Source organism: Kitasatospora sp. NPDC059973, assembly GCF_042737525.1.
In the GTDB taxonomy this organism is placed as follows: Bacteria; Actinomycetota; Actinomycetes; order Streptomycetales; family Streptomycetaceae; genus Kitasatospora.
The window spans coordinates 1-25855 of record NZ_JBHWUI010000120.1; the positions used below are offsets into that span (position 1 = coordinate 1).

Annotated in this window: 28 protein-coding genes; 14 read left to right on the forward strand and 14 right to left on the reverse strand. The window is 75.4% G+C overall.

Annotated features, from left to right (window positions below):
• Positions 1 to 74: 74 nt before the first annotated feature.
• The 3 genes from ACFWA9_RS27560 to ACFWA9_RS27570 all read right to left on the reverse strand — a co-directional run bounded on the left by ACFWA9_RS27560 (position 75) and on the right by ACFWA9_RS27570 (position 3058).
• Positions 75 to 1514, reverse strand: coding sequence for an NAD(P)/FAD-dependent oxidoreductase (locus ACFWA9_RS27560; RefSeq protein ID WP_352296082.1), 1440 nt, complete (start codon positions 1512 to 1514; stop codon positions 75 to 77).
• Positions 1511 to 1975 carry an OsmC family protein gene (locus ACFWA9_RS27565; RefSeq protein WP_329487004.1) on the reverse strand — a complete coding sequence of 155 codons (465 nt, stop codon included), beginning with the start codon at positions 1973 to 1975 and terminating at the stop codon, positions 1511 to 1513. Before ACFWA9_RS27565 ends, ACFWA9_RS27560 begins: the two co-directional genes overlap by 4 nt.
• Positions 1976 to 2293: 318 nt before the next feature.
• The gene (locus ACFWA9_RS27570) at positions 2294 to 3058 is read right to left on the reverse strand and encodes an alpha/beta fold hydrolase (protein ID WP_380390540.1); all 765 of its coding nucleotides are present in this window, start codon (positions 3056 to 3058) and stop codon (positions 2294 to 2296) included.
• A gap of 131 nt (positions 3059 to 3189) precedes the next feature.
• Here ACFWA9_RS27570 and ACFWA9_RS27575 point away from each other — a divergent pair, with 131 nt between their 5' ends.
• Positions 3190 to 4149: a helix-turn-helix transcriptional regulator gene (locus ACFWA9_RS27575; RefSeq protein ID WP_380390542.1), complete on the forward strand. Its 960-nt coding sequence runs from the start codon at positions 3190 to 3192 to the stop codon at positions 4147 to 4149.
• 18 nt (positions 4150 to 4167) lie between these two features.
• Here ACFWA9_RS27575 and ACFWA9_RS27580 read toward each other — a convergent pair whose 3' ends face one another.
• Positions 4168 to 5751, reverse strand: coding sequence for an APC family permease (locus ACFWA9_RS27580; protein ID WP_380390544.1), 1584 nt, complete (start codon positions 5749 to 5751; stop codon positions 4168 to 4170).
• Positions 5752 to 5920: 169 nt separating this feature from the next.
• On the opposite strand from ACFWA9_RS27580, the gene ACFWA9_RS27585 reads away from it, so the two are divergent.
• Positions 5921 to 6577: a TetR/AcrR family transcriptional regulator C-terminal domain-containing protein gene (locus ACFWA9_RS27585; RefSeq protein WP_352296071.1), complete on the forward strand. Its 657-nt coding sequence runs from the start codon at positions 5921 to 5923 to the stop codon at positions 6575 to 6577.
• Between the two features lie 157 nt (positions 6578 to 6734).
• Here the strand turns inward: ACFWA9_RS27585 and trxA are convergent, their stop codons facing one another.
• On the reverse strand, positions 6735 to 7124 hold the full coding sequence (gene trxA, locus ACFWA9_RS27590; RefSeq protein ID WP_352296069.1) for a thioredoxin: 390 nt from the start codon (positions 7122 to 7124) through the stop codon (positions 6735 to 6737).
• A 223-nt stretch (positions 7125 to 7347) separates the two neighbouring features.
• Between trxA and ACFWA9_RS27595 the strand changes: the two genes are divergently transcribed.
• The 3 genes from ACFWA9_RS27595 (at position 7348) to ACFWA9_RS27605 (ending at position 9320) form a co-directional block, all read left to right on the forward strand.
• Positions 7348 to 7938 (forward strand): hypothetical protein, encoded by a 591-nt coding sequence (locus tag ACFWA9_RS27595; RefSeq protein ID WP_352296066.1) that lies wholly within the window; start codon positions 7348 to 7350, stop codon positions 7936 to 7938.
• Positions 7939 to 8010: 72 nt separating this feature from the next.
• Positions 8011 to 8565: a sigma-70 family RNA polymerase sigma factor gene (locus tag ACFWA9_RS27600; RefSeq protein ID WP_329486997.1), complete on the forward strand. Its 555-nt coding sequence runs from the start codon at positions 8011 to 8013 to the stop codon at positions 8563 to 8565.
• The gene (locus ACFWA9_RS27605) at positions 8562 to 9320 is read left to right on the forward strand and encodes a zf-HC2 domain-containing protein (RefSeq protein ID WP_352296063.1); all 759 of its coding nucleotides are present in this window, start codon (positions 8562 to 8564) and stop codon (positions 9318 to 9320) included. The genes ACFWA9_RS27600 and ACFWA9_RS27605 overlap by 4 nt, the downstream gene beginning before the upstream one ends.
• A 252-nt stretch (positions 9321 to 9572) precedes the next feature.
• Here ACFWA9_RS27605 and ACFWA9_RS27610 read toward each other — a convergent pair whose 3' ends face one another.
• Positions 9573 to 10127, reverse strand: coding sequence for a DUF1990 family protein (locus ACFWA9_RS27610; protein ID WP_380390547.1), 555 nt, complete (start codon positions 10125 to 10127; stop codon positions 9573 to 9575).
• Entirely contained in the window at positions 10124 to 10996 is an 873-nt protein-coding gene (locus tag ACFWA9_RS27615; protein ID WP_380390549.1) for a YndJ family protein, read from the reverse strand. The genes ACFWA9_RS27610 and ACFWA9_RS27615 overlap by 4 nt, the downstream gene beginning before the upstream one ends.
• 157 nt (positions 10997 to 11153) lie before the next feature.
• On the opposite strand from ACFWA9_RS27615, the gene ACFWA9_RS27620 reads away from it, so the two are divergent.
• A complete protein-coding gene (locus tag ACFWA9_RS27620) occupies positions 11154 to 11423 on the forward strand; it encodes a DUF1876 domain-containing protein (RefSeq protein ID WP_329486993.1) in 270 nt (89 codons plus the stop codon).
• Positions 11420 to 11623, forward strand: coding sequence for a hypothetical protein (locus ACFWA9_RS27625; RefSeq protein ID WP_380390551.1), 204 nt, complete (start codon positions 11420 to 11422; stop codon positions 11621 to 11623). The genes ACFWA9_RS27620 and ACFWA9_RS27625 overlap by 4 nt, the downstream gene beginning before the upstream one ends.
• Before the next feature lie 160 nt (positions 11624 to 11783).
• On the opposite strand, the gene ACFWA9_RS27630 is transcribed toward ACFWA9_RS27625, so the two are convergent.
• The 5 genes from ACFWA9_RS27630 to ACFWA9_RS27650 all read right to left on the reverse strand — a co-directional run bounded on the left by ACFWA9_RS27630 (position 11784) and on the right by ACFWA9_RS27650 (position 17157).
• Positions 11784 to 12224 carry a PPOX class F420-dependent oxidoreductase gene (locus ACFWA9_RS27630; RefSeq protein ID WP_380390553.1) on the reverse strand — a complete coding sequence of 147 codons (441 nt, stop codon included), beginning with the start codon at positions 12222 to 12224 and terminating at the stop codon, positions 11784 to 11786.
• 79 nt (positions 12225 to 12303) lie between these two features.
• Positions 12304 to 13914 (reverse strand): cytochrome bc complex cytochrome b subunit, encoded by a 1611-nt coding sequence (locus ACFWA9_RS27635; RefSeq protein WP_380390555.1) that lies wholly within the window; start codon positions 13912 to 13914, stop codon positions 12304 to 12306.
• 231 nt (positions 13915 to 14145) lie between these two features.
• Positions 14146 to 15666, reverse strand: a complete 1521-nt coding sequence (locus tag ACFWA9_RS27640) for an MFS transporter (protein WP_329486990.1) — start codon at positions 15664 to 15666, stop codon at positions 14146 to 14148.
• A gap of 131 nt (positions 15667 to 15797) precedes the next feature.
• Positions 15798 to 16463 carry a TetR/AcrR family transcriptional regulator gene (locus ACFWA9_RS27645; RefSeq protein WP_352296046.1) on the reverse strand — a complete coding sequence of 222 codons (666 nt, stop codon included), beginning with the start codon at positions 16461 to 16463 and terminating at the stop codon, positions 15798 to 15800.
• 136 nt (positions 16464 to 16599) lie between these two features.
• On the reverse strand, positions 16600 to 17157 hold the full coding sequence (locus ACFWA9_RS27650; RefSeq protein ID WP_329486988.1) for a GNAT family N-acetyltransferase: 558 nt from the start codon (positions 17155 to 17157) through the stop codon (positions 16600 to 16602).
• Between the two features lie 179 nt (positions 17158 to 17336).
• Here ACFWA9_RS27650 and ACFWA9_RS27655 point away from each other — a divergent pair, with 179 nt between their 5' ends.
• From ACFWA9_RS27655 to ACFWA9_RS27680, 6 genes are all read left to right on the forward strand, one after another.
• Positions 17337 to 18683 (forward strand): ATP-grasp domain-containing protein, encoded by a 1347-nt coding sequence (locus ACFWA9_RS27655; protein WP_380390557.1) that lies wholly within the window; start codon positions 17337 to 17339, stop codon positions 18681 to 18683.
• Entirely contained in the window at positions 18680 to 19531 is an 852-nt protein-coding gene (locus ACFWA9_RS27660; protein ID WP_380390559.1) for a Rossmann-like domain-containing protein, read from the forward strand. Before ACFWA9_RS27655 ends, ACFWA9_RS27660 begins: the two co-directional genes overlap by 4 nt.
• On the forward strand, positions 19528 to 20658 hold the full coding sequence (locus ACFWA9_RS27665) for a pyridoxal-phosphate dependent enzyme (protein ID WP_380390561.1): 1131 nt from the start codon (positions 19528 to 19530) through the stop codon (positions 20656 to 20658). The genes ACFWA9_RS27660 and ACFWA9_RS27665 overlap by 4 nt, the downstream gene beginning before the upstream one ends.
• On the forward strand, positions 20655 to 21707 hold the full coding sequence (locus ACFWA9_RS27670) for a dipeptide epimerase (protein ID WP_380390563.1): 1053 nt from the start codon (positions 20655 to 20657) through the stop codon (positions 21705 to 21707). The genes ACFWA9_RS27665 and ACFWA9_RS27670 overlap by 4 nt, the downstream gene beginning before the upstream one ends.
• Positions 21708 to 21759: 52 nt before the next feature.
• Positions 21760 to 22575: a class I SAM-dependent methyltransferase gene (locus tag ACFWA9_RS27675; RefSeq protein ID WP_380390565.1), complete on the forward strand. Its 816-nt coding sequence runs from the start codon at positions 21760 to 21762 to the stop codon at positions 22573 to 22575.
• Between the two features lie 235 nt (positions 22576 to 22810).
• Positions 22811 to 23599, forward strand: a complete 789-nt coding sequence (locus ACFWA9_RS27680; protein ID WP_380390566.1) for a VOC family protein — start codon at positions 22811 to 22813, stop codon at positions 23597 to 23599.
• Positions 23600 to 23715: 116 nt separating this feature from the next.
• Here ACFWA9_RS27680 and ACFWA9_RS27685 read toward each other — a convergent pair whose 3' ends face one another.
• Together ACFWA9_RS27685 and ACFWA9_RS27690 are read right to left on the reverse strand one after the other, a co-directional pair.
• A complete protein-coding gene (locus ACFWA9_RS27685) occupies positions 23716 to 24177 on the reverse strand; it encodes a hemerythrin domain-containing protein (RefSeq protein WP_329486981.1) in 462 nt (153 codons plus the stop codon).
• A 118-nt stretch (positions 24178 to 24295) separates the two neighbouring features.
• On the reverse strand, positions 24296 to 24889 hold the full coding sequence (locus ACFWA9_RS27690) for a TIGR03086 family metal-binding protein (RefSeq protein WP_380390568.1): 594 nt from the start codon (positions 24887 to 24889) through the stop codon (positions 24296 to 24298).
• Between the two features lie 222 nt (positions 24890 to 25111).
• Here ACFWA9_RS27690 and ACFWA9_RS27695 point away from each other — a divergent pair, with 222 nt between their 5' ends.
• Entirely contained in the window at positions 25112 to 25684 is a 573-nt protein-coding gene (locus ACFWA9_RS27695) for a DoxX family membrane protein (protein WP_380390570.1), read from the forward strand.
• Positions 25685 to 25855 lie beyond the last annotated feature (171 nt).

Consider the following 25855-nt stretch of genomic DNA (forward strand, 5'->3'; position numbering starts at 1 on the left):
GCCGCCGGGGCGTGGTGCGGGGGGGGGTGGGGGGGCCGCCCCCCCGGGGGTGGGCCCCCCCGCCGCACCGGAGCTCAGCCCCGGCAGCCCTCCAGCAGGCGCAGCCACACCTCGCTGATCGTGGGGTACGCGGGCACGGCGTGCCAGAGCCGGTCGATCGGCACCTCGCCGACCACCGCGACGGTGGCCGAGTGCAGCAGCTCGGCTACCCCGGGGCCGACGAAGGAGGCGCCCACCAGCACCTGACGGTCCTGGTCGAAGACCACCCGGGCCCGCCCCCGGTAGTCGTCGCCGTACAGCGAGGCGCCGGCGACGGCACCGAGGTCGTGGTCGATCGACCTGACCCGCAGCCCGGCCCGCTCGGCCGCCTCCAGCGTCAGGCCGACGGCCGCCACCTCCGGCTCGGTGAAGACGACCTGCGGCGCTCCGGCGCTGTCGGCCGACGCGGCGTGCGCGCCCCAGCGCGCGGTGTCCAGTGCCCGCCCCTCGGCGCGCGCGACGATCGCCGCACCCGCGATCCGGGCCTGGTACTTGCCCTGGTGGGTGAGCAGCGCCCGGTGGTTCACGTCCCCGGCCGCGTACAGCCAGTCGCCGTCGACGCCGAGCACGGTGCAGCTGTCGTCCACCTCCATCCAGGTGCCCGGCTTCAGGCCGACCTGCTCCAGGCCGACGTCCGCCGTGCGCGGGGCCCGGCCGGTGGCGTAGAGCACCTCGTCCGCGGTCAGCCGCTCGCCGCCGTCCAGCACCAGCGTCACCCCGGCGCCGTCGACGCGCTCCAGCGAGGCCACCGCCGCGCCGAAGCGCAGGTCCACCCCGGCGGCCCGCAGGCCCTCCGCGACCAGCTCGCCCGCGAACGGCTCCATCCGGGGCAGCAGCGCGTCGCCGCGCACCAGCAGGACGACCTCCGAACCGAGCGCGCGCCACGCGGTGGCCAGCTCCACGCCGACCACGCCGCCGCCGACCACCGCCAGCCGCCCGGGCACGGTGGCCGAGCCGGTCGCCTCCCGGTTGGTCCACGGCCGGGCGTCGGCCAGGCCGGGGACGCCCTCCGGCAGCACCGGCCGGCTGCCGGTGCAGACCGCGACGGCGTGCCGGGCGGTGAGCAGCCGCTCGGTGCCGTCCTCCGCCTCGACCGTGACCGCCCGTTCGCCGGCCAGCCGGCCGTGCCCGCGGACCAGCTCGATGCCGGTGTCACGGAGCCACTGGACCTGGCCGTCGTCCTGCCAGTGCGAGGTGAACGAGTCGCGCCGGGCCAGGACGGCGGCCGCGTCCAGCGCGCGGTCGCCGACGGCCTCCCGCGAACCGGCCACCGCGCGGGCGCCGGCCAGCGCGGCCACCGGGCGCAGCAGCGCCTTGCTCGGCATGCAGGCCCAGTAGGAGCATTCACCGCCGACCAGTTCGGCCTCCACGATCACCGTGCGGAGCCCGGCGGCGGCGGTCCGGTCGGCGACGTTCTCGCCGGTCGGGCCGGCGCCCACCACGATGACGTCGTACTCCTCGGGGGTGGTCGTCACGTGCGGTCCTCCGTCGTGTCGATGGTCACCCCGGCGCGCAGGGCCAGGGTGACGGGCGTGCGTTCGCAGACGTCGAGCAGCCGGGCGCGCTGGTCGTCGTCCAGGGCGCCGGTGAGCGAGACGAGGCGCGAGACCCGTCCGTGCTGCCCGTCCGTCTCGTAGTCGAGCCTGACCCGGACGGCCTCCAACGGCCACTCCTTGCGCGCCGCGTACATCCGCAGGGTGATCGCGGTGCAGGAGCCGAGTGCGGAGAGCAGCAGCGCGAACGGCTCCGGCCCGGTGTCCGAACCGCCGCGGCGCACCGGCTCGTCGGCGGTCAGCGGGTGGGTGCCGGCCAGCACGTCGACGTGGAACGGCACGTCGGCGCCGCTGCCGGTCACCTCGGCGGTGGTGACCCGCCGGAACCTCGGCGGCGCCGCGGCCGCCTCGGCGCCGGTCGTGCTGGTCGGGGTCTGGCTCATGGCGGGCGGCCTCGCTCTCGTTCGGTGGCACGGCGCCCGGAGGGACACGGGCGCCGTGCCCATCCTGCGCCGCCCGGCCCGCCGCGCGCAGCCGAACACGCGGGCGAGTGCGCTGAGGGGCAAGCACCCGGGCGCGCAGAGGGTGGATCACCGGGCCGGGCCGCCGCGCACAGCGGCGCGCCGACCCCGCCCGGGCCGGCGGATCACCGGGCCCCACGATCACCGGGCCCCTACGATCACCTGGCCCTACGATCACCGGGCCCCTACGATCACCTGGCCCCACGATCACCGGGCCCCTACGATCACCTGGCCCCACGATCACCGGGCCGCGGAGCCTTCCGGGCCCACCCGCTCCGCGAGTACCGCCAGCACCGCCGCCGTCTCCGCCGGCCGCGAGAACATCGGCCAGTGCCCGGTCGGCAGCTCCCGCAGCTCCCACTCCGGGCCGCCGAGCTGCGCGAAGTACGGATGGCCCGAGGCGATCATGGCGCGGACCTGCTCCAGCGGGAACGAGCAGGAGATCAGCGCCTTCGGCAGGTCCGCCCCGGCGCCGGTCAGCCGCAGCGGCTCGGTGAAGGTGGCGGCCGGCTGGTCGGTGGCGCGCTCGCGGACGGCGGCGCGGGCGGCGTCGTCCAGGCCGTCCGCGCTGCTGCCGGCGGCGGCGAGCTCCTCCCAGGACGGCAACGGGTGGCGGCCGTCGACCAGGGTGGCCAGCACGTGGGCCCGGTGCTCGGGCTCCCAGAGGTCGCCCAGCGCGGCGCCGTCGGGGACGGGACCGCTGTCGAGGTAGACCACCCGCCGGATCCGCTCGGGCATCCGGTCGGCCGCACCGGTGACCGCGGTGCTGCCGCCGCTGTGGCCGACGAGGACGACGTCCCACAGGTCCTCGCGGGTCAGCAGGTCGGTGAGGTCGGCGATGTGGGTCTCCACGCCGACCTCGGGCCCCGGCTCGGCGGCACGCTCGGCCAGCCCGGCCGGGGTCACCGCGTGGACGGTGTGCCCGGCCTCGCGCAGCGGGCGGGCGACGTCGTCCCACGCCCAGGCGCCCAGCCAGAAACCGGGAACGAGAACGAAGGTACTCATGGGACCACTCCTTGTCCGGGGGGAATCCGTCAGCACCGACTCTAGGATCGGAGCCGGACAGATCTCGCCCGGATAAATTCCGGATCCCGTCCGGGCCGGCACGGGCCGGCCGGCCCACGAAGGGGGAGCCGATGAACCATCCGGTCAGCCGGGTCCTGGCCCTGCTGGAGCTGCTCCAGGCCAGGCCCGGCCTCACCGGCCCGGAGCTGGCCGCCCGCCTGGAGGTGGACGAGCGCACGGTGCGCCGGTACGCCGCCAGGCTGGCCGACCTCGGCATCCCGGTGCAGGCCGACCGCGGCCGCTACGGCGGCTACCGGCTGCGCCCCGGATTCCGGCTGCCGCCGCTGATGCTCACCGCGGACGAGGCGGCCTCGGTGGTGCTCGGACTGCTGGCCGGTCGCCGGTCGGGGCTGTCGGTGGGGGAGCAGGCCGCCGAGTCGGCGCTGGCCAAGATCCAGCGGGTGCTGCCGACGGAGCTGCGCGAGCGGGTCGAGGCGGTGGAGCAGACCCTGGGGCTGACCTCGGCGCCCGTCGCCGGCCCGAGTCCGGCCGGAGCCGCGCTGTTCGCGCTCGCCGAGGCGGCCCGCCGCCGGCGCCGCGTCCGGCTCGCCTACCGCGACCGCCTGGGCGTCCCGAGCGAGCGCGAGTTCGACCCGTACGGGCTGGTCTTCCACTCGGGCCGCTGGTACACCACCGGGCTGGACCACCGCAGCGGCGAGCTGCGGACCTTCCGGCTGGACCGGATCGGGACGGCGGAGCCGAGCGGGACGCCCTTCGAGCCGCCGGAGGACTTCGACCCGGTCCAGCGGGTGGTGGAGTCGCTGGCCTCGGTGCCGTGGACGCACGAGGTGGAGGTGCTCCTCACGACCACCCTCGACGAGGCCCGGCAGCGGATCCCGCCCGTGGTCGGGACGCTCACCGCGGCGGACGACGGCCGCGTCCTGCTGCGCGCCCGGGCCCAGAACCTCGATGGGTTCGCGGTGATGCTGGCCGGGCTGGGCCGGCCGTTCACCGTCCTGCGCCCGGACGCGCTGCGCACGGAGGTCCGGGCGCTCGCCGCCCGGCTCGCCGGGTGGGCCGAGCAGGGGTGAGCGGGCCCGGGCACCGGGTCAGTGCACGGCGGGCGCGAGCTCGTCCGTGACGGGCCGGTCCTCGGAGGCCCCGCCGCGCATCAGCCGCTGAGGCCGCCGGACCAGCAGGTAGCCGACGCCCGCCAGGGTCACCAGGCCGACGCCCAGGAGCGCGGCCCACACCTGGTACCAGGGCGCGCCGGGCGGCGCCAGGATGCTGCGCGGCCAGCAGATGTTGACCACCTCCAGCCCGGTCCACAGCACCGCCAGGGCGTTGATCACCGTGCCGGCGCGCCCGTACGAGACCTGGCCGGACGGCCGCCACACGCCGCGCAGCCGGGCCACCAGCGCGGCCACGCTGAGCAGGAAGAACGGCAGGAAGGTGGCGGCCGTGCCGAAGGTGATCAGGCTGCCCATCGCGGTGGACTCCAGCCCCAGCGGCAGCGCGGCGGAGCTGACCACGGTCGCCGCGACCAGCCCGCCGATCGGCGCCCGGTGCCGGTTGACCCTGCGGACCTGGTCGGCGAACGGGAAGACGCCGTCCCGGGCCAGCGAGTAGAGGCCGCGGGCGGCGCCGCCCTGCGAGGCCAGCAGGCAGGCGGTGAACGAGATCAGCACGACGACCACGAACGGCTTGGCGGACCAGTCGCCGAAGGCCGAGGTGACGGCGGTGGTGACCGGGTCGAGGTCCTCCCCGCGCACCACGGCGGCCGGGTCGGGGTGGGCGAGTTCCACGGCGACGGCGTTCAGGATCACCACGACGCCGACGCTCATCAGCGCCCACCACATCGCCCGCGGGACCTGCCGGCTCGCGTCCTTGGTCTCCTCGGCGGTGGAGACGCACGCGTCGAAGCCGATGAACGCCCATCCGCCGACCGCGATGACGGCCAGGAAGGCCGCTCCGGTGGAGACCCCGGCGGTGGCGGGGGCGTCCAGGAGGTCGGTCACCAGGCCGAAGCCGTGCGCCCGGAAGAGCAGCAGCAGCGCGAGCCCCACCAGCACGGAGGCGACCGTCTCGGCGGCGATGCCCAGCGAGACGAACCGGCGCAGCACGTTGACGCCGTAGGCGTTGACCAGCGTGCAGGCGAGCAGGAACGCGGCCGACACCAGCACCAGTTGCGCGGGTGTCGGGGTCACTCCGAAGAGCGCGAAGAACCAGGGCGAGGCGAGGTAGGCGACGGTGGTGTTGGCGAACATCACCGCGAACTGCCACATCCAGCCGGTCAGCCAGGCGAAGGTCGGCCCGGTGAGGCGCCGGCTCCACTGGTAGGCACCGCCGGCCAGCGGCCACTGCGAGGCGAGTTCGGAGTAGACCGCCACCACCAGCATCTGGCCGAGCAGGCAGACCGGCAGCGCCCAGACCCAGGCGCCGCCGGCCACCCCGAGGCCGACCTGGCCGACGGCGTAGAGGCCGACCACCGGGGAGACGACGGCGAAGCCCATCGAGATGTTGCCGAGCACGCCGAGGCTGCGGCGCAGCTCCTGGCGGTAGCCGAGGGCGGCGAGCCGCTCGGCGTCGGACCGGGCCGCACCGCTGTCGCCGGTCGGGCCGCCGCCGGAGGGGGCGCTGCCCGGGCCGCCGGGCGTCACGCCGCCGCGGGCTCTCGGGAGGTTGTCGGTCATGGGGCGTCCACCTTGCCGTCACCCGTGGTGAGCCCCTCGGACGGGCCCACCACAGAAAACTAACTTTGTTAGTCAGGGACGGTAACCCCCTCACCCGGGGCAAGGGAAGAGTCGAGACCGGGCTGTAATACCGTGGGGCCGACGCAGCCGGCAGGGAGGGACGACGAGCGTGGGACGACCGACCAGGGCGTTGCTGAGCAGGGAGATCATCGCCAGGGCCGCCCTCGCCGTGGTCGACGAGCAGGGCTCCGACGGCCTCACCATGCGCGCGGTGGCCGACCGGCTGGGCGTGAAGGCGGCCTCGCTCTACAACCACGTGAGCGGCAAGGACGACCTGATCGACGGGGTCGCCGAGCTCGTCAACGCCGAGATCGACCTGGGGCCGCTCGACGGCACCGATCACCGGGAGTGGCGGACCGGCCTCACCGCCTACGTCCGCGGGTACCGCGCCGCCTTCCTGCGCCACCCCCACACCATCGCGCTGCTGGCCCGCCGCCGGGTCGGGGCCGACCTCCAACTGCTCGGCTACGAAGCCCTGCTCGGGGCGCTCGGCCGGGCCGGGCTGGCGCCCGCCGACGCCGCCGAGGTCGCCGCCGCGGTCGACTACCTGGTGCTCGGGTCCGCGCTGGAGACCTTCACCGCGGGCTTCACCCGCCCGCCGGCCGAGTACCGGCCCCGCTACCCGGCCCTCGCCGGTGCGCTGGAGGCCGCCGCCGAACGCGGCGGCGGACCCGGCTCCGGGGCACCCGGGCTGGACGAGCGCGGCTTCGAACTCGCGCTGCGCCTGTTCCTGGACGGCCTCGCGGCCCGGCTGCCCACGCCCTGACCGGGGCGCCCCGGCGGACCGGGTGACGACGGCCCGCAACGGCGACGGGCCCGGGGGCACTCGCCACCCGGGCCTACCGTCGCGGAGTCACCCGCGCCGCCGTACGACCGGCCCCGGGCGGCTCCGCCCGCCCGACCGGCCGCCCCGACGGCCGCGCTCAGGCCTCCGGGCCGCCGTTCTGCTCCGCCGCGACCTTGCGCTTCACCTCGGCCATGTCCAGCTTGCGGGCCTGACCGATCAGATCCTCGAACACGGCCTCCGGCAGCGCGCCCGCCTGCGAGAACACCAGCACGCCCTCGCGGATGATCGCCAGCGTCGGGATCGACTGGATGCCGAACGCGGCGGCCAGCTCCTGCTGCGCCTCGGTGTCGACCTTCGCGAAGACCAGGTCCGAGTGGCGCTCGGCCGCCTTCTCGTAGACCGGGGCGAACTGGCGGCACGGGCCGCACCAGGCCGCCCAGAAGTCGATGAAGACGAAGTCCTTACCGTCCTGGCCAGGGACGATGTCGTCGAAGTTCTCCTTGGTCAGCTCGACCGTGTTGCTCATCTCGCGGTTCCTGCCCTTCCGGGGGTGGCGGTTCAGGCCATCTGCCCGGCACAACCGCGACCGTCCGCGCACTATTCCGGAGCCCCCTCCCGCGGATTTCCCGGTCGGGCGTTGAGTGCTCCGCCGTCGGCGCCCGTACTGGTGGGTGTCCGCGTCAGCGCGGTACGAACAGCGCGGCCCGTGTCCGAGCGGCCGTGCGCGTCCAGCCGGGGGAGAAGCACCCATGCGCAGCACCAGTCGCACCACCCGCACCAGTCGGATCGCCGTGCTCGCCGCGTCCGGGATCGCCGTGGGCGCCCTGGTAGCCGGGTGCGGGTCGTCCGGCTCCGGCAGCGGCGGGTCCGCCACGCCCGCCGGCTCCGGCGCCGCCCCGACCGCGCCCGCGACGCCGAGCAGCCCCGCCGCCCCCGCCGACGCCACCCTGAAGACGGCCACCGACCCCAAGCTCGGCACCATCGTGACCGACAGCGCCGGCTTCACCCTCTACCGCTTCGACCAGGACACCGCGCAGCCCCCGATGTCCCACTGCAACGGCAACTGCGCCTCGATCTGGCCACCCGCGCCGGCCGACGGCTCGGTCACCGTCAAGGGCATCGACAGCAAGCTGGTCGGCACCGTCACCCGGGCCGACGGCAGCAAGCAGATCACCCTGAACGGCTGGCCGGCCTACCGCTACGCGCCCGACAAGCAGCCCGGTGACACCAAGGGCCAGGGCGTCGGCGGCACCTGGTGGGCGCTGACCCCGGCGGGTGGCAAGGCGGGCGCCGCGAGTTCCGCCCCGAGCACGCCGGCCGCCCCCGGCGGTGGCTACTGACCCGCCCCGACGACGGTCCGGACCGGACGTGGAACCCTCGACCCGGAGGTACGGGTGCGCGAAAATGGCGTCGTGACCGACGAGCACCGCGGTGGCGGTGCGCCCGCACGCGGCGCCGCCGCCCCGGACGAAGAACTGATGCGAGCCCTGTACCACGAGCACGCGGGGCCGCTCTTCGGCTTCGTCCTCCACCTGGTCGCGGGGGACCGCCAGCGGGCCGAGGACGTGGTGCAGGAGACGCTGGTCCGGGCCTGGCGCAACATCGACCGGCTCGACCCGGGCGGCGGCTCGCTGCGGCCCTGGCTGGTCACGGTCGCCCGGCGGATCGTCATCGACGGCCACCGCAGCAGCCTGGCCCGCCCGCGCGAGGTCGACCCGGCACCGCTGGAGCTGCTGCCCGCGGAGGACGAACTGGACCGCGCACTGCGGCTGATGACCATCTCGGAGGCGCTCGGGGACCTCTCGGAGGCGCACCGGCAGGTCGTCGTCGAGACCTACTTCAAGGGCCGCTCGGTGAACGAGGCGGCCGCCGAACTCGGCATCCCGGCCGGTACCGTACGGTCGCGGGTGTTCTACGCACTGCGCTCGCTGAAGCTCGCGCTGGAGGAACGGGGAGTGACATCGTGACATCGTCCGAGCCCGGACCGACCGGCTCCGAGCAGGGCCACGCCGCCGGGGGCGAGCACCTGGACGTCGGCGGCTACCTCCTCGGCCTGCTCGAACCGGCCGAGCGCGACGCGTTCGCGGCGCACCTGGCCGGCTGCCCGCAGTGCACCCGGGAGGTGGCCGAACTCGGCTTCGTGGAGCCGCTGCTGGCCGAGTACGCGGCCTCCGCCGAGGCCGCCGGGATCGATCCGGCAGGGCCGGCGCCCCGGCCGGACGGGCGACTGCTGGACCGGCTGGTCGCCGAGGTCTCGGCAGGCCGACGCCGGGGGAGGGTGCGGCGGCTGGTCCTGGTCGCCGCGGCCGCGGTCCTGGTGGTCGCCGGTCCGGCCGTCACCGCCGTCGTGGTCACCGCGGACTCCACGCCCGGCGTGGTCGCCGTCGCGGCCCAGCAGTTCACCGCCACCGACCCGACCACCGGCGCGCACGCCGTCGTCGGCGTCGACGGCAAGGGGTGGGGCAGCCAGGTGAGCCTCGAACTCTCCAACGTCCAGGGCCCGTTGAGCTGCGATCTGGTCGCCGTCTCGCACACCGGGGAGCGCTGGACGGTGACCAGCTGGAGCGTCCCCGCGGCCGGCTACGGCACCACCGGCGCGGCCCCGGCCGCCCTGCGGACCACCGGCGGCACGGGCCTCCAGCCCACCGACATCGACCACTTCGAGGTCCGCACCCTGGACGGCGCCACCGTCCTGGTCACCGTCCCGGTCCACCCGGCCTGACCCCGGCGCGGCCTCCCCGGTGTCCGCGCCCAGGCCCACCGCGCGGGCGAGGGCGGCCGCCGTCTGCCGTACGGACCGCGTCGGTCCGCCCGGCGGTCGGGCGGGCGGCGGGTCGGGGGGCCGGTGCTACGCCTCCCCGGTGTCCGCGCCCAGGCCCACCGCGCGGGCGAGGGCGGCCGCCAGCGGCGCACGGCGGTCGGGACAGTGCTCCGCGGCCCAGGCGTCGGCCAGCCGCAGGAAGGCGGCGAGCTGCTACCGCCCCGCCGACGCCCGCTGTTCCGCCACTGCGGCGATCCGGGTCAGGGCGCGGGCGCAGCGGCGGGCGAAGAGCCGCTGGCCCAGCGGGAGCAGCGGGCCGGCGAGGTGGGCGAACCAGCGGTCGGGGCGGCTGAAGGCGTTCACGGTGAACCAGACGGCCTTGTCGGGGCCCATCTCGACCAGGAAGGTCTCCTCGCCGACCGCGAGGTGCCCGCGCCGGGTGCCGTACGCGAAGCCGAAGCGGTCGGGGCCGCCCGCGCTCCAGATCACCCGGCAGGGGGCGGCGGCGCGCACCGGTCCGAGGCCGATCGCACAGGTGACGGCGGTGCCGGGGGTGGCCCGGGTGGCTTCGGCGGCGATGCGGACGCCGGCGGCGCGGTGCATCCGCCAGTCGAGCACGGCGGCTCCGGCGGCGTCCAGGGCGGCGCGGCCGTGGCCGATCAGGGCGCGGTGGCGGAGGTGGTGGTAGCCGCCGGGCAGCGGGCGGTCGGGGGAGGTACTGGCGCCGGTCTCGGGGTAGTTGAGGTCGGTGGCCCGGGGGCGGTTCATCGCAGGGCTTCCTTCGGGTGGGGGAGGCGCGCGGTCGGCGCCTGGGGTCGGGCGAGGCGGCGCCAGGCGAGCAGCGAGCAGAGCGCGAAGCCGAGGGCGTTGCCGACGCCGTGGGTGGCGGCCATCCAGGTGAGGGTGGGGTGCGGGATACCGGAGGCCTCGCCCAGCGCCCACCAGAGCGCGAGCAGCATGGTCGCGGCGAGGACGGCGGAGGCGGTCCCGAGCAGGACGGCGGCGGGCCGGTCGGCGGTGCGGGTGCGCAGGTCCCGCCAGGTGAGCAGGCCGACCAGCCACATCCCGGTGGTGAGCACGACGGCTCCGGCGAGTTCGGCCCAGTCGTCGACGAAGTAGCCGGCCAGGACGAGCAGGGTGCCGAGCGGCACGCTGAGCGCGGCCCAGCGGGCGGCGGCGCTCTCCGGCGCGGCCCGGCAGACCAGCCCGGCGACCAGGGCGGCGGTGAACCCGGCGTAGTGGAAGTGCGGCACGGTCAGCGCCAGGATGTCGAGGTCGAAGCCGAGGAGTTCGTGGCCCGAGCGCTCGGCGACCAGCGCGAGCCCGGCCACCGAGGGGGTGGCGAGGGCGGTGAGCACGGCGATCTCGCGCGGCGCGAGCGAGCGGGTGCGGGCGAGCCGGACCGGGGCGTGGGCGGCCAGGGCGAGGGTGCCGAGCGCGTAGAGTGCGGCGCAGCCGGTGGCGAGGCCGCCGCGCGGCAGCCAGAGCGACAGTGCGCCGGGGACGGCGGCCAGGGGCCAGAGCCGGCGGACGCGGGCCAGCCCGGGCTCGTCGATCAGGGTCAGGCCGAGCGGGATCACGGCGCCCATGCCGAGCAGCACCAGCAGGTCGACCAGCTCCGCGGTGCCGCTGCCCATGATGGCCGCACCCCTTCCTTGAACACGTTCAAAGCCTTGCGCCAGTGACTGTACGCGGGACACTTGAACGTGTTCAAGTCGAGCTGTATCCGCCTCCCCTGGTGCTCGCGCCGCAGGCGGCGCACTCTGGAGAAGGAATCTCTGGAGGTGATCCGCCATGCAGACACTCGTTGGTTGGCACATCGAGATGGAGTTCCGTGAGGAGGGCGCGCGGACGGCCGCCGCCGCCCTGCTGAGACTCGGTGACGGAACCGAAATCCGCGCCCACGGCTACACCAGCCGCCACCCGTCGGACCCGGAGCAGCTGCGGGTCGGCGAGGAGGTCGCCGCCGCCCGGGCGCTCAACGATCTCGCCTCGCAGCTTCTCACCAAGGCCCACGGCGAGATCCAGGACGCCAGTCCCGTCCCGTCCCACCCGCTGTCGTGACGGCGCCGCAGGTCGGTGCCGGGTCCGGGGCCGAGGAGCCCAGGAGGGCCCGCATCCCGCTGATCTGTCCGCGCTGCGGGCGGGAGCAGCGGGTCGTCCCCGGCGGTCCCGACCGGGCCGTGCGGGTCGTGCACGCCGGGACCGGCCGGGAGGCCTGCGAGCCGGGCGACCTCGCCACGGCTCCGGACGACGTGGGCTGAGCCGGGCCCGTCCGGCCCGAGGACGAAGGCGACCCGACAGGCGTAGGCGACCCGACAGGCGTAGGCGACCCGACAGGCGCAGGCGAACCCACGGACGACGGCGGTGCCGGGACCGGTCCTGTGACCGGTCCCGGCACCGCCGCGCCCGCCTCGCGGGCCCTCAGTTCGGGCAGTACGACGTCGGCAGCTGCCACTCCGGCCCGACCAGCCGCTGCTCCACCCGGCTGAGCGTGATCCGGATGCCGACCGTCCCGGACAGGCCGAGCCGGAACCGGCTGCGGGCCAGCGCGATCAGGGCGGTCATGCCGTACTTGTTGATCAGCGAGGTGCGGTAGCGCGCGGTGTCGTCCGGGTCGCAGACCGTCGCCCGCGCGGGCAGCTGGCGCCCGGTCGGGCGCCCGTGGGCGTCGCAGGGGCCGACCAGCACCCGGGGGTGGCGGCGGATCCGCTCGGCCTCGCCGGAGTGGACGGGGGTCCAGATGCCGAGCGCCGTGCCGTCCGCCACCACCCAGATCGCCGAGCGCAGCCGGCTGCCGTCCTCGTCGAAGGTGGTGAGCAGGAGGTATCTGGTGTCGGCCAGCCGGTCGGTACGGTCGTGCACGATGTCCTCCCTGTCCAGGGGCCGGGCGCGGTCCGTTGCCGCGGTCGCGGGCCGGTGCCGCGGCGCCGGAGCGGGCGGCTCAGTGACCGTGGCCGCCGGTGATCTCGTGGTACTCCTCGGCGGTCGGCCGGGGGATCCTGGCGCCCTCGCCGTGCAGTCCGCGGGAGAGCCTCGCGCGGACGCGGGTGAGCGCGCCGACCGGGTGGGCCACCCCATTCTCGTCCACCGGGGCCGGTAGTTCGAGGGGGCGGGGCTGCTCGTGGGCGGTCAGCCGGTGCAGTTCGGCCGGCGCGAGCGGGGCGTGCGCCTCGGTGAACTCGCCGTGCGGCAGCCGCCTGATGAGGCCGGTCTCCCGGCCGTGCAGCACCTTGTCCCGGTCGCGCCGCTGGAGGCCCAGGCACCACCGCTTGGTGATCACGAAGACCACCACCGGCACCACGAAGAACCCCACCCGGACGGCGTAGGTGATCGAGTTCAGCGACAGGTGCAGACGGGTGGCGACCAGGTCGTTGCCGCCGCCGACCAGCATCACCAGGTAGAGCGCGATCCAGGCCGCGCCGAGCGCGGTGCGCACGGGGGCGTTGCGCGGGCGGTCCAGGAGGTGGTGCTCGCGCGCGTCCTCGGTCAGCCAGGACTCGACGAAGGGGTAGACCGCGATCGCGCCGAGGATCACCGGGAAGAGCGTGAACGGGATCAGCACGCCCAGGTTGAGGGTGTGCCCCCACAGGCCGACCTCCCAGCCGGGCATCACCCGGATCAGCCCCTCGGCGAAGCCCATGTACCAGTCCGGCTGCGCGTCGGTGGACACCTGGTCGGGGCGGTACGGGCCGTAGGCCCAGATCGGGTTGATCGAGGCGACGGCCGCCATCAGCGCGATGATCCCGAAGACCAGGAAGAAGAACCCGCCGGCCTTGGCCAGGTAGACCGGCATCAGCGGCATGCCGACGACGTTCTGCTCGGTCCGGCCGGGGCCCGCCCACTGGGTGTGCTTGTGGAAGAAGACCAGGATCAGGTGCGCGACCAGCAGGCCGAGCATGATGCCGGGGATCAGCAGCACGTGGACGGTGAAGAACCGCGGCACGATGTCGTGGCCGGGGAACTCGCCGCCGAACAGGAACATCTGGACGTAGCTGCCCACCAGCGGGAGGGCCAGGACCACGCCCTCGACGAAGCGGATGCCGGTGCCCGAGAGCAGGTCGTCGGGCAGCGAGTAGCCGAAGAAGCCGTCCAGCAGGCCGAGGAAGAGCAGCAGGAAGCCGAACAGCCAGTTGATCTCGCGCGGCTTGCGGAACGCCCCGGTGAAGAACACCCGCATCATGTGCACGAACATCGCCGCGACGAACACCACGGCCGCCCAGTGGTGGATCTGCCGGATCAGCAGCCCGCCGCGGACCTCGAAGCTGATGTCCATCGTCGAGGCGTAGGCCTCCGACATCGGCACGCCCTTGAGCGGGACGTACGAGCCGTCGTAGGTCACCTCGCCCATGCCGGGCTTGAAGAACAGCGTGAGCCAGACGCCGGTCAGGATGATGATGACGAAGGTGTAGAGGCAGATCTCGCCCAGCATGAAGGACCAGTGGTCCGGGAAGATCTTGCGCACGTTCGCCCTGGCCAGGGTGTAGACCCCCAGCCGGCCGTCCGCCCAGTCGGCGGCCCGCCGGCCGCGTCCGGGGTTCTGATTCCGGGTCATTTCCACGCACCTCGGTCCATGAAGCGGGGATCGTTCCCCGCTTCGAGCTGGGACCAGAGTAAACGGGGCCTGCTCCCCGTTTCTACCCGGGGTGCCGCTGCCGTCTCCACGGCGCCCCGGAAACGGCGAGCGCGCCGGAAATGCCGAGCGCCCCGGAAACGGCGAGCGGCCCGCCCGGTGTCGAAACACCGGACGGGCCGCTACGCACCCTTTGTGTGTACCCCGCGGGGGTCAGTGCACCAGCACCGGCACCTCGTTGCTCTCCACCGCACCCGAACCCGTCGCCGCCTGGTCGGGGCGACCGGCGTTGATCAGGGTGAAGGCGATCGCCGCGGCGGCGACCAGGATGCCGAAGGACCACCAGATCGCGGTCGAGAAGCCGTGCACCATGCCCTGGAACTGCGCCGCCTGGGCCGCGGCCGGGCTGGTCACGGCGGTGGCGTGGGAGGCCAGCCAGGTCGCCGTGGCGCTGGCCGCGATGGTGTTCAGCAGCGCGGTGCCGATGGCGCCGCCGACCTGCTGCGAGGTGTTGACCATGGCGGAGGCGACACCCGCGTCGCGGGGCTCGACACCGTGCGTGGCCAGGCTCATCGCGGGCATGAACGCGGTGCCCATGCCGAGGCCCATCAGGATCAGACCGGGCAGGATCAGCGCCGGGTAGGAGGTGTCCAGGCCGATCTGGGTCAGGATCAGCATGCCGACCGAGGCGACCAGGAAGCCGGGCGCCATCAGGTAGCGGGCCGGCACGCGGGTCATCAGCCGGGCGCCGATCTGGGTCGAGCCGGTGATCATGCCCGCCACCATCGGCAGGAAGGCGACGCCGGTGAGCACCGGGCTGTAGCCGAGCACGATCTGCAGGTAGTAGGTCAGGAAGAGGAAGAGGCCGAACATGCCGATCACGGCCAGGCCGAGCGACAGGTAGACCCCGCCGCGGTTGCGGTCCAGGACGACCCGCAGCGGCAGCAGCGGCGCCTTGACCTTCATCTCGACCACGGCGAACGCGGCCAGCAGCACGGCGGCGGCGGCGAACAGCCCCAGCGTGATGCCGGAGCTCCAGCCGTCCGACTCGGCGCGGGTGAAGGCGTAGACCAGGGAGACCAGGCCGGTGGTGACCAGCAGCACGCCAGGGATGTCCAGGCGGTTGCGGTTGCGGCCCTGGGCGGGCTCGCGGATCACCATGACGGCGCCGACGGCGGCGACCACGGCGAACGGGATGTTGACGAAGAAGGTCCAGCGCCAGTTCATGTACTCGGTCAGCAGGCCGCCGAGGATCAGGCCGATCGCGCCGCCACCGCCGGCGATGGCGCCGTAGATGCCGAACGCCTTGGCGCGCTCCTTGGCCTCGGTGAACATCACGGCCAGCAGCGAGAGCGCGGCCGGCGCGAGCAGGGCCCCGAACACGCCCTGCAGGGCGCGGGCGCCGAGCAGCATGGCGGTGTTGGCGGCGGCGCCGCCCAGCGCGGAGGCGAGGGCGAAGCCGGTCAGGCCGACCACGAAGGTCCGCTTGCGGCCCCACAGGTCGGCGATCCGGCCGCCGAACAGCAGCAGGCCGCCGAAGGCCAGCGCGTAGGCGGTGATCACCCACTGGCGGTTGCCGTCGGTGATGCCGAGGTCCTTCTGGGCCGACGGCAGGGCGATGTTCACGATGGTGGCGTCGAGGACGACCATCAGCTGGGCGAGGCCGATGAATATCAGGGCCTTCCAGCGCCGCGGATCGGGCTGGGTGGCCGGCAGGGCGTCGGTTTTTGGCATGGGAGTACTCACTTCGGGGTGCGGTGCGTACGGATCAGGGGAAAGTCGGGGGTGCGGGCGGGCACGGTCGGCCCCGGCCGCCGGTGCGGCAGTGGACCGGCGGGCCGTCGGTCAGCGCTCGGCGCTGCGGGTCAGTGCTCGGGGTGGAAGTCCTCGAAGGTCGCGGCCCGGCCGGGCAGGGTCGAGCGGGCGGGCGCCCGCAGGCCGTCCAGGAACAGCTGCAGGTGCCGGTGGACGAAGCCGTCCAGGAACTGGCAGGAGGTGCCCGGCAGGGGGCGGGTGAGCTGGCTCATCGCGATGAACAGGTCACCGGGGTCGACGTCCGGCCGCAGTTCGCCGGCCTCCTTGGCGCGTGCCATGAGGTCGCCGACGGCGGTCACCAGTCGCTCGCGCGCGTCCACCAGGTCCGGATCGAAGGGGTCGACCCGGTTGGTGAGGATCGGGCACAGGGCGCCCATCTTCTCCTCGACCGTGGCGTGCGCGAACCGCTGGAGGGCGTCGAACGGGCCGGAAGCCTCCGCCGTCGCCGATTCGGCGATGGCCAGGATACGGCCCTTGATGAGCAGCGCCACCTCGCGGATCAGCGCCGAGCGGTCCGGAAAGTTCCGGTACAGCGTGGCGTTGCCCACGCCGGCCCGCTTGGCGATCTCGTCCAGCGGCGCGTCCGCGCCGTGCTCGACGAGGGCGTCCCGCGCCGCCAGCAGGATCCGCTCACGGTTGCGAGTCGCGTCCGCGCGCAGCTTCGGCGTGCGGACGGGCTCCGTGGTGCGGGTCGCCGCGGCGACGGTGCTGCTCACTTTCTCGCTCCTCCCAGCATAGCGGGGAAACTTTCCCCGTTTAGGCCTACGAAGGAGCAAACGGGGATTCGGTCCCCGGAAATTCCCCACTGGATGTGACCTGCATCACATCCACCCGCAGGGTGGAAGCGCGGCGTCAGACCCGCGCCGGCCGGCGCAGCGGGATCTCGAAGTGGACGGTGGCCACCCCGGGGCCGTGCTCGCCGCTCGGGCGGGCGTCGTGGACCTCTTCGGCGAGGCTGCGCCAGAACGCCTCGGCGCCCGGGACGGCGGCGTTGGTGTGCAGGTAGAGGTGCCGGTAGCCGCCCTCGTCCACGGCGAACTCGCATGCCCGGCGCACCAGTTCCCGGGCCAGTCCGTGCCGGCGGTGCTCGGTCCGGACGTAGACCCGGACCAGCTGGGCGGTGCTGCCGTCGGGGTAGCGCTCGGCCAGCTCGCGCGGGTGCGGCGGGTGGACGGGCCCGCGGGAGTGCAGGGCGGTGGTGGCGACCACCTCGCCGTCCCGGGTGGCGACCAGCAGGGCGTGCCGGGGGTGGTCGAGGTAGTGCGCCTGGAGGTCGACCACGTCGGCGTGCCAGTCGGGGACGTAGCCGTAGCCGAACTCGCGGTAGAAGGTGTCCAGGATCAGCCGGCGGGCGCCGGGCACGTCCTCGGGTAGGGCGTGCCTGATCACATAGGCATCCGGACGGTCCATCGGAGGGCTCCACGGGTCGGGTCGGGGCTGGGTCCCCGTCACCGTACCTGAAAACGAATGTCATCTGACGCCCAGTCGGAAGAGCCGTGCGAGCGTGTTGAAAATGAAAACGAATGCCGTTACGGTCGCCTTCGGCACGTCGGACCGGCTTGCCGCGCGCGTCGTCGAGAGGGAGATCCGTGGCGCATCTGCTGGTGATCGAAAGCTGGGTCGGCTCCATGAGCAGACTGCTGCCCAGGGCCCTGGGGGAGAGCGGCCACCGCTTCACCTTCCTCACCCGCGACCTGCACCACTACCTGCGGGCGGCGCCCACCGACGGCCCGCACCCGCTGCTCGCCGCGGAGAACGTGCTCACCGCCGACACCAACGATCCCGCCGTCCTGCTCCCGTACGTCGAGCGGCTGCACGGGGTGCTCGGCTTCGACGGGGTGATCTCCTCCTGCGACTACTACCTGCCGCTGGTCGCCCGGGTCGCCCGCCGGCTCGGGCTGCCCGGGCCGGCGCCCGAGGCCGTCGCCGCGGCTTGCCGCAAGGACCTCACCCGCCGCGCGCTCGCCGCGGCCGGCGTCCCCGGGCCCGCGTACGCGCTCTGCGCCGACCGGGAGCAGGCCCTGGCCGCCGCCCGGGAGCTCGGCTTCCCGCTGGTGGTCAAGCCGGTGGACCTCTGCGCCGGGATGCTCGTCCGCGCGGTCGCGGACGAACGCGAACTGGCCTCCGCGCTCCGGGCCCTGGAGGCCTTCCCGGTCAACGCCCGCGGCCAGCGCCGGGCCCCCGTCGTCCTGCTGGAGGAGCTGCTGACCGGCCCGGAGGTCAGTGTCGAGACCGTCTGCGCCGACGGCGACACGGTGGTGGTCGGAGTCACCGACAAGAGCGTCGGCGGCGCGCCCGCCTTCGTCGAGACCGGCCACATGTTCCCCGCCGTGCTGAGCGCCGAAGACACGGCCGCCGCGGCCGGGACGGCCATCGCCGCGCTGGCCGCCCTCGGCCTAGACCGGGTCGTCGCGCACACCGAGATCAAACTGACCCCGACCGGGCCCCGGGTGGTGGAGGTCAACCCCCGCCCGGCCGGCAACCGGATCACCGAGCTGGTCCGCCGGGTCACCGGCGTCGACCTCGCCGCCGCCTGCGTGGACCTCGCGCTCGGCCGCCGTCCCGACCTGACCGTCCACCGCACCGGGGTCAGCAGCGCCGCGATCGCCTTCCTCGTCCCGGGGGAGGGGCAGGCCGGCCTGCTGGAGGGCTTCGAGGGCGAACCGGCCGTCCGGCGTGACGGCGCCGTGGTCGAGCTGGCCCTCGCCGCCCCCGGGCGCGACGTCCGGCCCGCCACCAGCAACAACGAGTACCTCGGCCATGTGATGACCACCGACACCGCCGGCGCCGGCGCCCGCCGGGAGGCCGAGCGGCTGGTCGCCGGGCTGACCCCCCGCTACACCGCCGACGGCCCGGACGCGGGGCCCGCCGGGTCGAAGGGCCCGCCCGCACCCCTCCGGTCCGACCGCGCCGCCGGGGCGGCGGTGTCCGGATGACCACCACCCTCCCCGGTACGGCCCTGGACCGGATCGCCGGGCGGGCCCGCGCCGGAGCGTACGGGCCCGACCCGGCCGGGCAGCGGATCGCCCTCGCCTTCACCACCACGCAGGCCGTGCGGCACGCCGGACGCGCCCGCGGCTACCGCAACGAGGTGCTCAGCCTGCGCCTCGGCGCGGCCGTCGGCTCCTGCGCGGTCGAACCCGGCGAGCTGCCCGCCGAGGCGCTCACCGACTGCGTCGGCGCGTCCGTCGCCGAACTGCTCGACCACCCGCTCGTACCGGTCCGGGTCGCCGCGCTCGACGCCTACCTGATGCGTTGCCGCCCGCACGGCCCGGCCCACGGCGCCCGGCCGGTGACCGTCCCGGCCGGTGACTCGCTGGCGAAGTCCCGGGCCCGGGCGCACGCCGTCGTCGGCCTGCTCCCGGCCGCGACGACCGGCCGAGTGCTGGTCGTCGGCGTGGTCAACTCCCTGCTGGAGCAGCTTCGTTCGCGCGGCCTCGGGTACCTGGCCTGCGACCTCGTCGGCGGCACCACCGAGTGGGGCGAGACCGTCCACCCCGACGCGTCCGCCCGGCTGGACGAGTGCGACGCGATCCTCGCCTCCGGCATGACCCTCGGCAACGGCACGCTCGACCCGCTGCTCGCGCACGCCCGCGCCACCGGCAAGCCGCTGGTGCTCTTCGCCCAGACCGGCAGCGCCGTGCTGCCCCGGCTGCTCGGCGACGGCGTGAGCGCCGTCAGCGCCGAGCCCTACCCCTTCTTCTGGCTCGACGGCGGCCCCAGCCCGCTCCACCTGTACGGCGGGCACCCGCCGGCCGGCCGGGCGGACGGCGGTGGCCGGTGACCACGCTGCTCGCCCCCGCGGCCCTCGGCAACCCCGACCTGCTGCCGCTGCTCGGCCGCACCCCGCTCGCCCGGATCGGCACCCCGCTGCCGCACCCGCACCCCGGCTTCTGGGCCAAGCTGGAGGGCCTCGGCGCCGGCGGGATGAAGGCCCGGTCCGCCGTCGCCATACTCCGCGGCGCCCACGAACGCGGTGAACTCCGGCCCGGCGCCACGGTGGTGGAGTCCACCTCGGGCACCCTCGGCATCGGCCTCGCCTTCGCCGGCCAGGCCCTCGGCCACCCCGTCGTCCTGGTCGGCGACGCCGAACTCGAACCGTCCATGCGCCAGTTGCTCCACTCCTACGGCGCCCGGCTGGAGCTCGTCGACCGGCCGGCCCGGCACGGCGGCTGGCAGGCCGCCCGGCTGGCCCGGGTGCGCACCCTGCTCGACCAACTCCCCGGCGCCTACTGGCCCGACCAGTACAACAACCCCGACAACGCGGCCGGCTACCGGGCGATGGCCCGGGAGATCACCGCCGAACTCGACCACCTGGACGTGCTGGTGTGCAGCGTCGGCACCGGCGGCCACAGCGCCGGGCTGGCCGAACCGCTCCGCCGCCGCTGGCCGGCCCTGCGGATCATCGGCGTCGACTCGGTCGGCTCGACCATCTTCGGCCAGCCCGCCCGGCCCCGGCTGATGCGCGGACTCGGCAGCTCGATCCACCCGCGCAACGTCGCCCACCAGGCCTTCGACGAGATCCACTGGGTCGGCCCGGCCGAGGCCGTGGACGCCTGCCGCCGGCTGGCCCGCGGGGCCTTCGTCAGCGGCGGCTGGAGCACCGGCGCCGTCGCCCTGGTCGCCGCCTGGGCCGCCCGGGTGCAGCCGGGCGCCGCCGTCGCCACCGTCTTCCCCGACGGTCCGCACCGCTACCTGGGCACCGTCTACGACGACGCGTTCTGCCGGCGGCACGGGCTGGAGGCGGAGCACGCCGCGCCGCGCCCGATCGAGATCCCGCACCCCGCCGCCGTCGAGGTCACCGGCTGGGCGCGCTGGCGCACCGGGTACGGCGGCCCGGCCGGCCCGGCTGTCCGGAGCGACCCCGGGGACCGCCCCGACCCCGCGGACCGCCCCGTGGAGGGCCGATGAGGCTCGACGTACGCACCGTACGGCTCCGGCTCGCCGAACCGCTGCGGATCTCCCGCTCGGTGACCGCCGAGCGCGACGCCGTCCTGGTCGCCCTGCGGCACGACGGCCTCACGGGCCGCGGCGAGGCCGTCGCCAGCGGCTACCTGCGCCAGCCCACCGAGCTCATCCGGCGTGAACTCGTCGAGCTGCGCCCGGCGTTGGAGCGGCTGCCGGACCCGGACCAGGCGCTCGCCGAACTCCGCCGCGGCGCCGCCCCGTTCAAGGAGCTGTCGGCCGGGGTGCTGGCCGCCGTCGACGCCGCCCTGCTCGACCTGGCCGGCCGGCGGGCCGGTGAGCCCGTCCACCGGCTGCTCGGCCGGCCGGAGCCGGTGGCCGTCGCCACCGCCCGCACCATCGGCATCGAGCCGCCCGACCGGGCCGCGGACCGGGCCGCCCGGCTGGCCGCCGCCGGGTTCACCGTGCTCAAGGTCAAGGCCGGCTCCGCCGACCCCGCGGACGACCTCGCCCGGGTCCGCGCCGTCCGCGAGGCCGCCCCCGGGGCCGGGCTGCTGCTCGACCCCAACGGCGCCTGGACGGAGGAACAGGCCCACCGGCTCCTGCCGGCCTTCGCCGCCGCCGGCGTCGAGGCCGTCGAGCAGCCGATCGCCCCCGGCCGTCCGGACGCGCTGGCCGCCGTCGCCGAACGCTCACCGGTCCCGGTGATCGCCGACGAGGACGCCGTCGGCTACGAGGACGCCTGCCGGCTCGCGGGGCGCGTCCACGGGGTCAACCTCAAGCTCGCCAAATGCGGCGGCGTGCACCAGGTGCTGCGCATCCGGGCGGCCCTGCGGGGCAGCGGCACCGAGCTGATGCTCGGCTGCCTCGTCGCCAGCTCGCTCGGCATCGCCCCGGCCGTCCACCTCGCCGACCGGGCCCGCTGGATCGACCTGGACGGGCACCTGCTGCTCGCCCACGACCCCTGGCAGGGCATCGGCGGCAGCGACGGCATCGTCCGCACCCCGGCCCGGGCCGGACTCGGCGTCCGCCCGGCCCCGGCCGCCGGGCGATGACGCGCCACCGGCCGCCGCCCGCCCCCGCCCGCCCACTCCCCAGCGAGGCCCGATGACCGGCCACAACCTGCTCACCGACACCCCGGAGCTCTACGAACTCCGCTTCCCCGACCCGGGGTTCGTCGCCGCCCGGTGGGCCGAGTCGGTGCTCCGCGAGCACCGCGCCGGGCCCGAGGTGCTCGACCTCGGCTGCGGTACCGGCCGGGACGCCGGCTGGCTGCAGCGCGCCGCCGGGCGGACGGTGACCGGCGTCGACAGCTCGGAGGCGATGATCCGGCACGCCCGCACCCACCACCCCGGGCCCGCCTACCACGTCGGCGACATGCGGACCTTCCGCCTGCCCGGCCGCTTCGACGCCGTCCTCTGCCTGGACAGCGCCCTCCTCTACTGCCACACCAACGAGGACCTCGACGCGCTGTTCGGCCGGCTCCGCCGCCACCTGCGCCCGGGCGGCCTGCTGGTCGCCGAGCTGCGCAACGGCGCCTTCTTCCTCGGCCGCACCGACCTCCTCGACACCCCGCGCACCGACCGCGTCACGCACGACGGCGTCACCCGCACCTCGCACACCGTGCTCCGGATCGACCACGCCGCCCAGCTCCTGCGCCGCACCCGGACCTGGACGAGCGACGACGGCGCCCCGGCCGTCGTGCAGCACTCGGCCTGGCGGCTGCTCTTCCCGCAGGAGCTGCGCGGTCTGCTCGCCGCCCACGGCTTCACCGTCCTCGACCTCTACGACCGGCCCGGTCCGCGCACCGAACCGCCCTGGACCGAGGGCGCCCGGCCCGCCGACACCGCGGCGGACGACCGCCTCCACCTGGTCGCCCGGCTCCAGGGCCCGGTCGGCGACCGGCGCGGGAGGCGGCGGTGACCGCACCCGCCCTCCGGCCGACCCGGCCCACAGGACCCGAGCGGCGCCGCTACGCCGGGTAGCCGCCCGCGCCCGGGCGGTAGCCGCACGCCCGGCGGGCGGCGCGAGCGCCGCCGCCCCTGCGCGCCGCGGCGTGCCCGGGTCGGCATGTCGGCCTAGGCTGAAGCCGCCCGGGCGGCCGGTAGGCCGTGGGAGTCGGGAGGGGCCCGGCGGCCGGGCGCCGAGGAGGTGCGCGATGGGCAGCGGTGAGACCGCCAAGGTGCGCTGCGTGGCGGCCGTTCCGTGCTGGGTGAGCCTGATGGCGCGTGATCTCGACGCGGCGAAGGCGTTCTACGGGCCGCTGCTGGGCTGGGAGTTCGAGCCCGGACCGGACCGCTTCGGCCCGTACGTGCACGCGGTGGCCGGCGGCGAGGCGGTGGCCGGTCTGGGGGTCGCCGGCGGTGCCTGGCAGATGCCCGTGGCGTGGACCAGCTACTTCGGGACGGAGAGCGCCGATGCCGCCGCCGACGCCGTCCGAGAGCGCGGCGCGACCCTGGCGGTGGGGCCGCTGGCCTTCGACGCCGGGCGGGTCGCGTTCGCCGCGGACCCGGCGGGCGCGGTGTTCGGGATCTGGGAGGGCCCGCTGGGCCGGGCCCGGCGCCTGGACCTGCCGGGCGCGCCGGTCTGGATCGAGCTGCGCACGCCGGACCCGTTCGCGGCCGCGCTCTTCTACGGCGAGGTGTTCCGCTGGGACGGCCGCGATCCGGAGCACTTCGAGGTGCGCTGGGAGCACGACCGGGTGGTGCTGCGGGCCGAGGGCCACAGCGTGGCGGCCCTCGCCAGGGAGCAGGCGGGCGGCCCGACCGGGCTGTCACCGCACTGGGAGGTGTCGTTCTCGGTGCCGGACACCGACGCGGCGCTCGCCCGGGCGGAGGAACTCGGCGGCTCGGCCCTCGGGGCGGCCTTCGACTCGCCGTACGGGCGGGTGGCCCGCCTCCAGGACCCGGAGGGCGGCCGCTTCGCGGTGATCAGTCCGAAGGCCTGAGGCCCGCGCCGCCGTAGGGCCGCCGGGCGCCCCCGCGCCCTCGTGGCCGGTCCCGCGCCGCCGTAGGGCCGCCGGGCGCCCTCGCGCCCGCAGCGAGCCCTGACCGGCCGGTGCCGCTACGGCCCCGGCTCGGCGGCCTCCCGCCGCCCGGCCCGCAGCCGCTCGCCGAGTTCGGCCCGGGCGGCGGCCGGCAGCGCCTTCCGGGCGAGCGGGAAGACCTGCTCCTCTTCCACCGCCAGATGCCGGCGGACGGCGTCGGCGAGGCCCTGGTACAGCGTGGCGAAGGCCGGCTCGCCCGGTCCGACCCCTTGCAGGTCGGAGAGGTACTGGCCGATCGCGAGGTGCTCGTGGATGCTCGTGAACACCACCGCCCCGCCGTCCGGCACATCGTGCTGGACGACCGGGAACAGGTACTCCTCCTCGGCGGCGCAGTGGGCGAACAGCAGGTCGGTCAGCTGCCCGACCAGCTCGCCGCGCTCGGGCGCGCCGTCCGGCGCGGCCTCGATCCGGGCGAGCAGCTCCGTCACCGCCCGGTGGTCGGCGGTGAACTCGCCGAGGATGTCAGGCCTGCGGCTCATGGCGCGCCCGCCTCTCGTCCGGTGATCCCCCCGAACACCTCCAGTATCCGGCGTCCGGCACCGGTCGGGCCGGTCGGACCACCCCGGGTGACCGGCCGGGCACGCCGGGTGTCACGGGTCAGGGCCGGTCGCGGCGGCCGGCGAGGGCGAGCAGCCGGGTCTGCGGGCTCGCGCCGTCCGGCACCGGCAGCGGCGGGTCGAACACTCCGCTGCCGGAGAGGTCCCCGTAGCCGGCCAGCTCGCCGAGCGCGAACTCCACCAGGCCGTCCGGCAGCCGGGTGCCGTGGCCGATCGCCTCGGCGAGGTCCCAGGTGTGGACGACGGTGTCGGCGGTGAGCTGGTCCAGGTAGTACTGGCCGGAGGCGTCGCCGAACGAGAGGTGGACGGTCAGCTCGGTGGCGCCGGGCACCTCGAACGCGGTGCGGGCGGCCTCGGCGGCGGCCGTCCAGGCGGCGGCCGGGTCGGCGCCGAGAACGTCGCCGTCGAACCGGCCGCCGACCTCGGAGACGGTCGAGCCCATCAGCAGCTCGGGCACCCAGAGCTGCTCGCCGGTGAGGTGGTTGACGAGGTCCCGCACCGACCAGTCGGTGCACGGAGTGGGCGCGTCCCACCGGTCGGGCCCGACCAGCCGGACGCGCTCGCCGAAGGCCGCCAGCGCCTCGGCGTACGGGGTGCCGGGCCGGGCCGGTCGCTGGAATTCCGTGTGAGCCATGCCTCCACCCTGCCCCGGTGCCCGGGCGGGCGCGACCGGTTGCCACGTACCGGTCGGCCGGTCCGCGTGCCCGTTCGCTCACTCCCCGCACTCGCGCCGGTTGTTCAAATTCGAACTCCCAGGTACGGTCGAACGGCGGCGGTTCGAATTTGAACGACCGGTTCGTCCGTAACCGTCCGTGACCCCCTTAGCTTCGACCGACCCCGATCGATGGAGACGCGCATGCCGAGCACCAGCCCGAGCACGACCGCCCCCACCACCGCCACCGTCCTCCCGGACCGGGCAGCCCCCGGGCCCGCGCTGACCTCGCCGCACGCCTATGACGCGGGCCTGCTCCTGCTGCGCCTCGCGCTCGGCCTGACCATGGCCGCGCACGGCAGTCAGAAGCTGTTCGGCTGGTTCGGCGGTGGCGGCCTCGACGGCACCGGTCAGTTCTTCACCATGAGCGGCTACCCGGCCGGCGACGCCATGGCCGTGGTCGCCGGTCTCACCGAGACCTTCGGCGGCCTCGCGCTCGCCGCCGGCCTGCTGACCCCGCTGGCCGCGGCCGCCATCCTGGGCACCATGGTCAACGCGCTCGCCGTCACCTGGGGCGGCGGCTTCTTCGCGCCCAAGGGCAGCGAGTACGAGCTGCTGCTCACCGCCGGCGCCGCCGCGCTCGCCCTGACCGGGCCCGGCCGGTACGCCGTGGACCGCTTCCTGCCCGTCCTGCGCGCGCACCGGCTCGCCTACGGCGCGGCCGCGGTGGTGGTCGGCCTGGTCACCGCCGGCGTCATCCTGCTGCTGCGCAAGTGATCCGCCCGGGTCCGGGGTCCGGGTGGCGATCCGCCCGATCCGCCCGACCTGCCTGACCTGCCTGACCTGCCCGGACCCGGGGGGCCGTCCGGCCCGCACGGTGACGTGCGCGGCTGCCGGCCGCTCAGCTCCCGGTAGGAGAACGGCCGTTGGGCCGAGGAAGTCGATTCC

Bases quoted from the DNA above. Each gene is read 5' to 3' on its own strand.
- ACFWA9_RS27565 (WP_329487004.1), bottom strand. From the start codon at position 1,975: ATGAGCCAGACCCCGACCAGCACGACCGGCGCCGAGGCGGCCGCGGCG.
- ACFWA9_RS27570 (WP_380390540.1), bottom strand. From the start codon at position 3,058: ATGAGTACCTTCGTTCTCGTTCCCGGTTTCTGGCTGGGCGCCTGGGCG.
- ACFWA9_RS27575 (WP_380390542.1), top strand. From the start codon at position 3,190: ATGAACCATCCGGTCAGCCGGGTCCTGGCCCTGCTGGAGCTGCTCCAG.
- ACFWA9_RS27580 (WP_380390544.1), bottom strand. From the start codon at position 5,751: ATGACCGACAACCTCCCGAGAGCCCGCGGCGGCGTGACGCCCGGCGGC.
- trxA (WP_352296069.1), bottom strand. From the start codon at position 7,124: ATGAGCAACACGGTCGAGCTGACCAAGGAGAACTTCGACGACATCGTC.
- ACFWA9_RS27595 (WP_352296066.1), top strand. From the start codon at position 7,348: ATGCGCAGCACCAGTCGCACCACCCGCACCAGTCGGATCGCCGTGCTC.
- ACFWA9_RS27610 (WP_380390547.1), bottom strand. From the start codon at position 10,127: ATGAACCGCCCCCGGGCCACCGACCTCAACTACCCCGAGACCGGCGCC.
- ACFWA9_RS27615 (WP_380390549.1), bottom strand. From the start codon at position 10,996: ATGGGCAGCGGCACCGCGGAGCTGGTCGACCTGCTGGTGCTGCTCGGC.
- ACFWA9_RS27620 (WP_329486993.1), top strand. From the start codon at position 11,154: ATGCAGACACTCGTTGGTTGGCACATCGAGATGGAGTTCCGTGAGGAG.
- ACFWA9_RS27635 (WP_380390555.1), bottom strand. From the start codon at position 13,914: ATGACCCGGAATCAGAACCCCGGACGCGGCCGGCGGGCCGCCGACTGG.
- ACFWA9_RS27640 (WP_329486990.1), bottom strand. From the start codon at position 15,666: ATGCCAAAAACCGACGCCCTGCCGGCCACCCAGCCCGATCCGCGGCGC.
- ACFWA9_RS27650 (WP_329486988.1), bottom strand. From the start codon at position 17,157: ATGGACCGTCCGGATGCCTATGTGATCAGGCACGCCCTACCCGAGGAC.
- ACFWA9_RS27660 (WP_380390559.1), top strand. From the start codon at position 18,680: ATGACCACCACCCTCCCCGGTACGGCCCTGGACCGGATCGCCGGGCGG.
- ACFWA9_RS27670 (WP_380390563.1), top strand. From the start codon at position 20,655: ATGAGGCTCGACGTACGCACCGTACGGCTCCGGCTCGCCGAACCGCTG.
- ACFWA9_RS27675 (WP_380390565.1), top strand. From the start codon at position 21,760: ATGACCGGCCACAACCTGCTCACCGACACCCCGGAGCTCTACGAACTC.
- ACFWA9_RS27680 (WP_380390566.1), top strand. From the start codon at position 22,811: ATGGGCAGCGGTGAGACCGCCAAGGTGCGCTGCGTGGCGGCCGTTCCG.
- ACFWA9_RS27685 (WP_329486981.1), bottom strand. From the start codon at position 24,177: ATGAGCCGCAGGCCTGACATCCTCGGCGAGTTCACCGCCGACCACCGG.
- ACFWA9_RS27690 (WP_380390568.1), bottom strand. From the start codon at position 24,889: ATGGCTCACACGGAATTCCAGCGACCGGCCCGGCCCGGCACCCCGTAC.
- ACFWA9_RS27695 (WP_380390570.1), top strand. From the start codon at position 25,112: ATGCCGAGCACCAGCCCGAGCACGACCGCCCCCACCACCGCCACCGTC.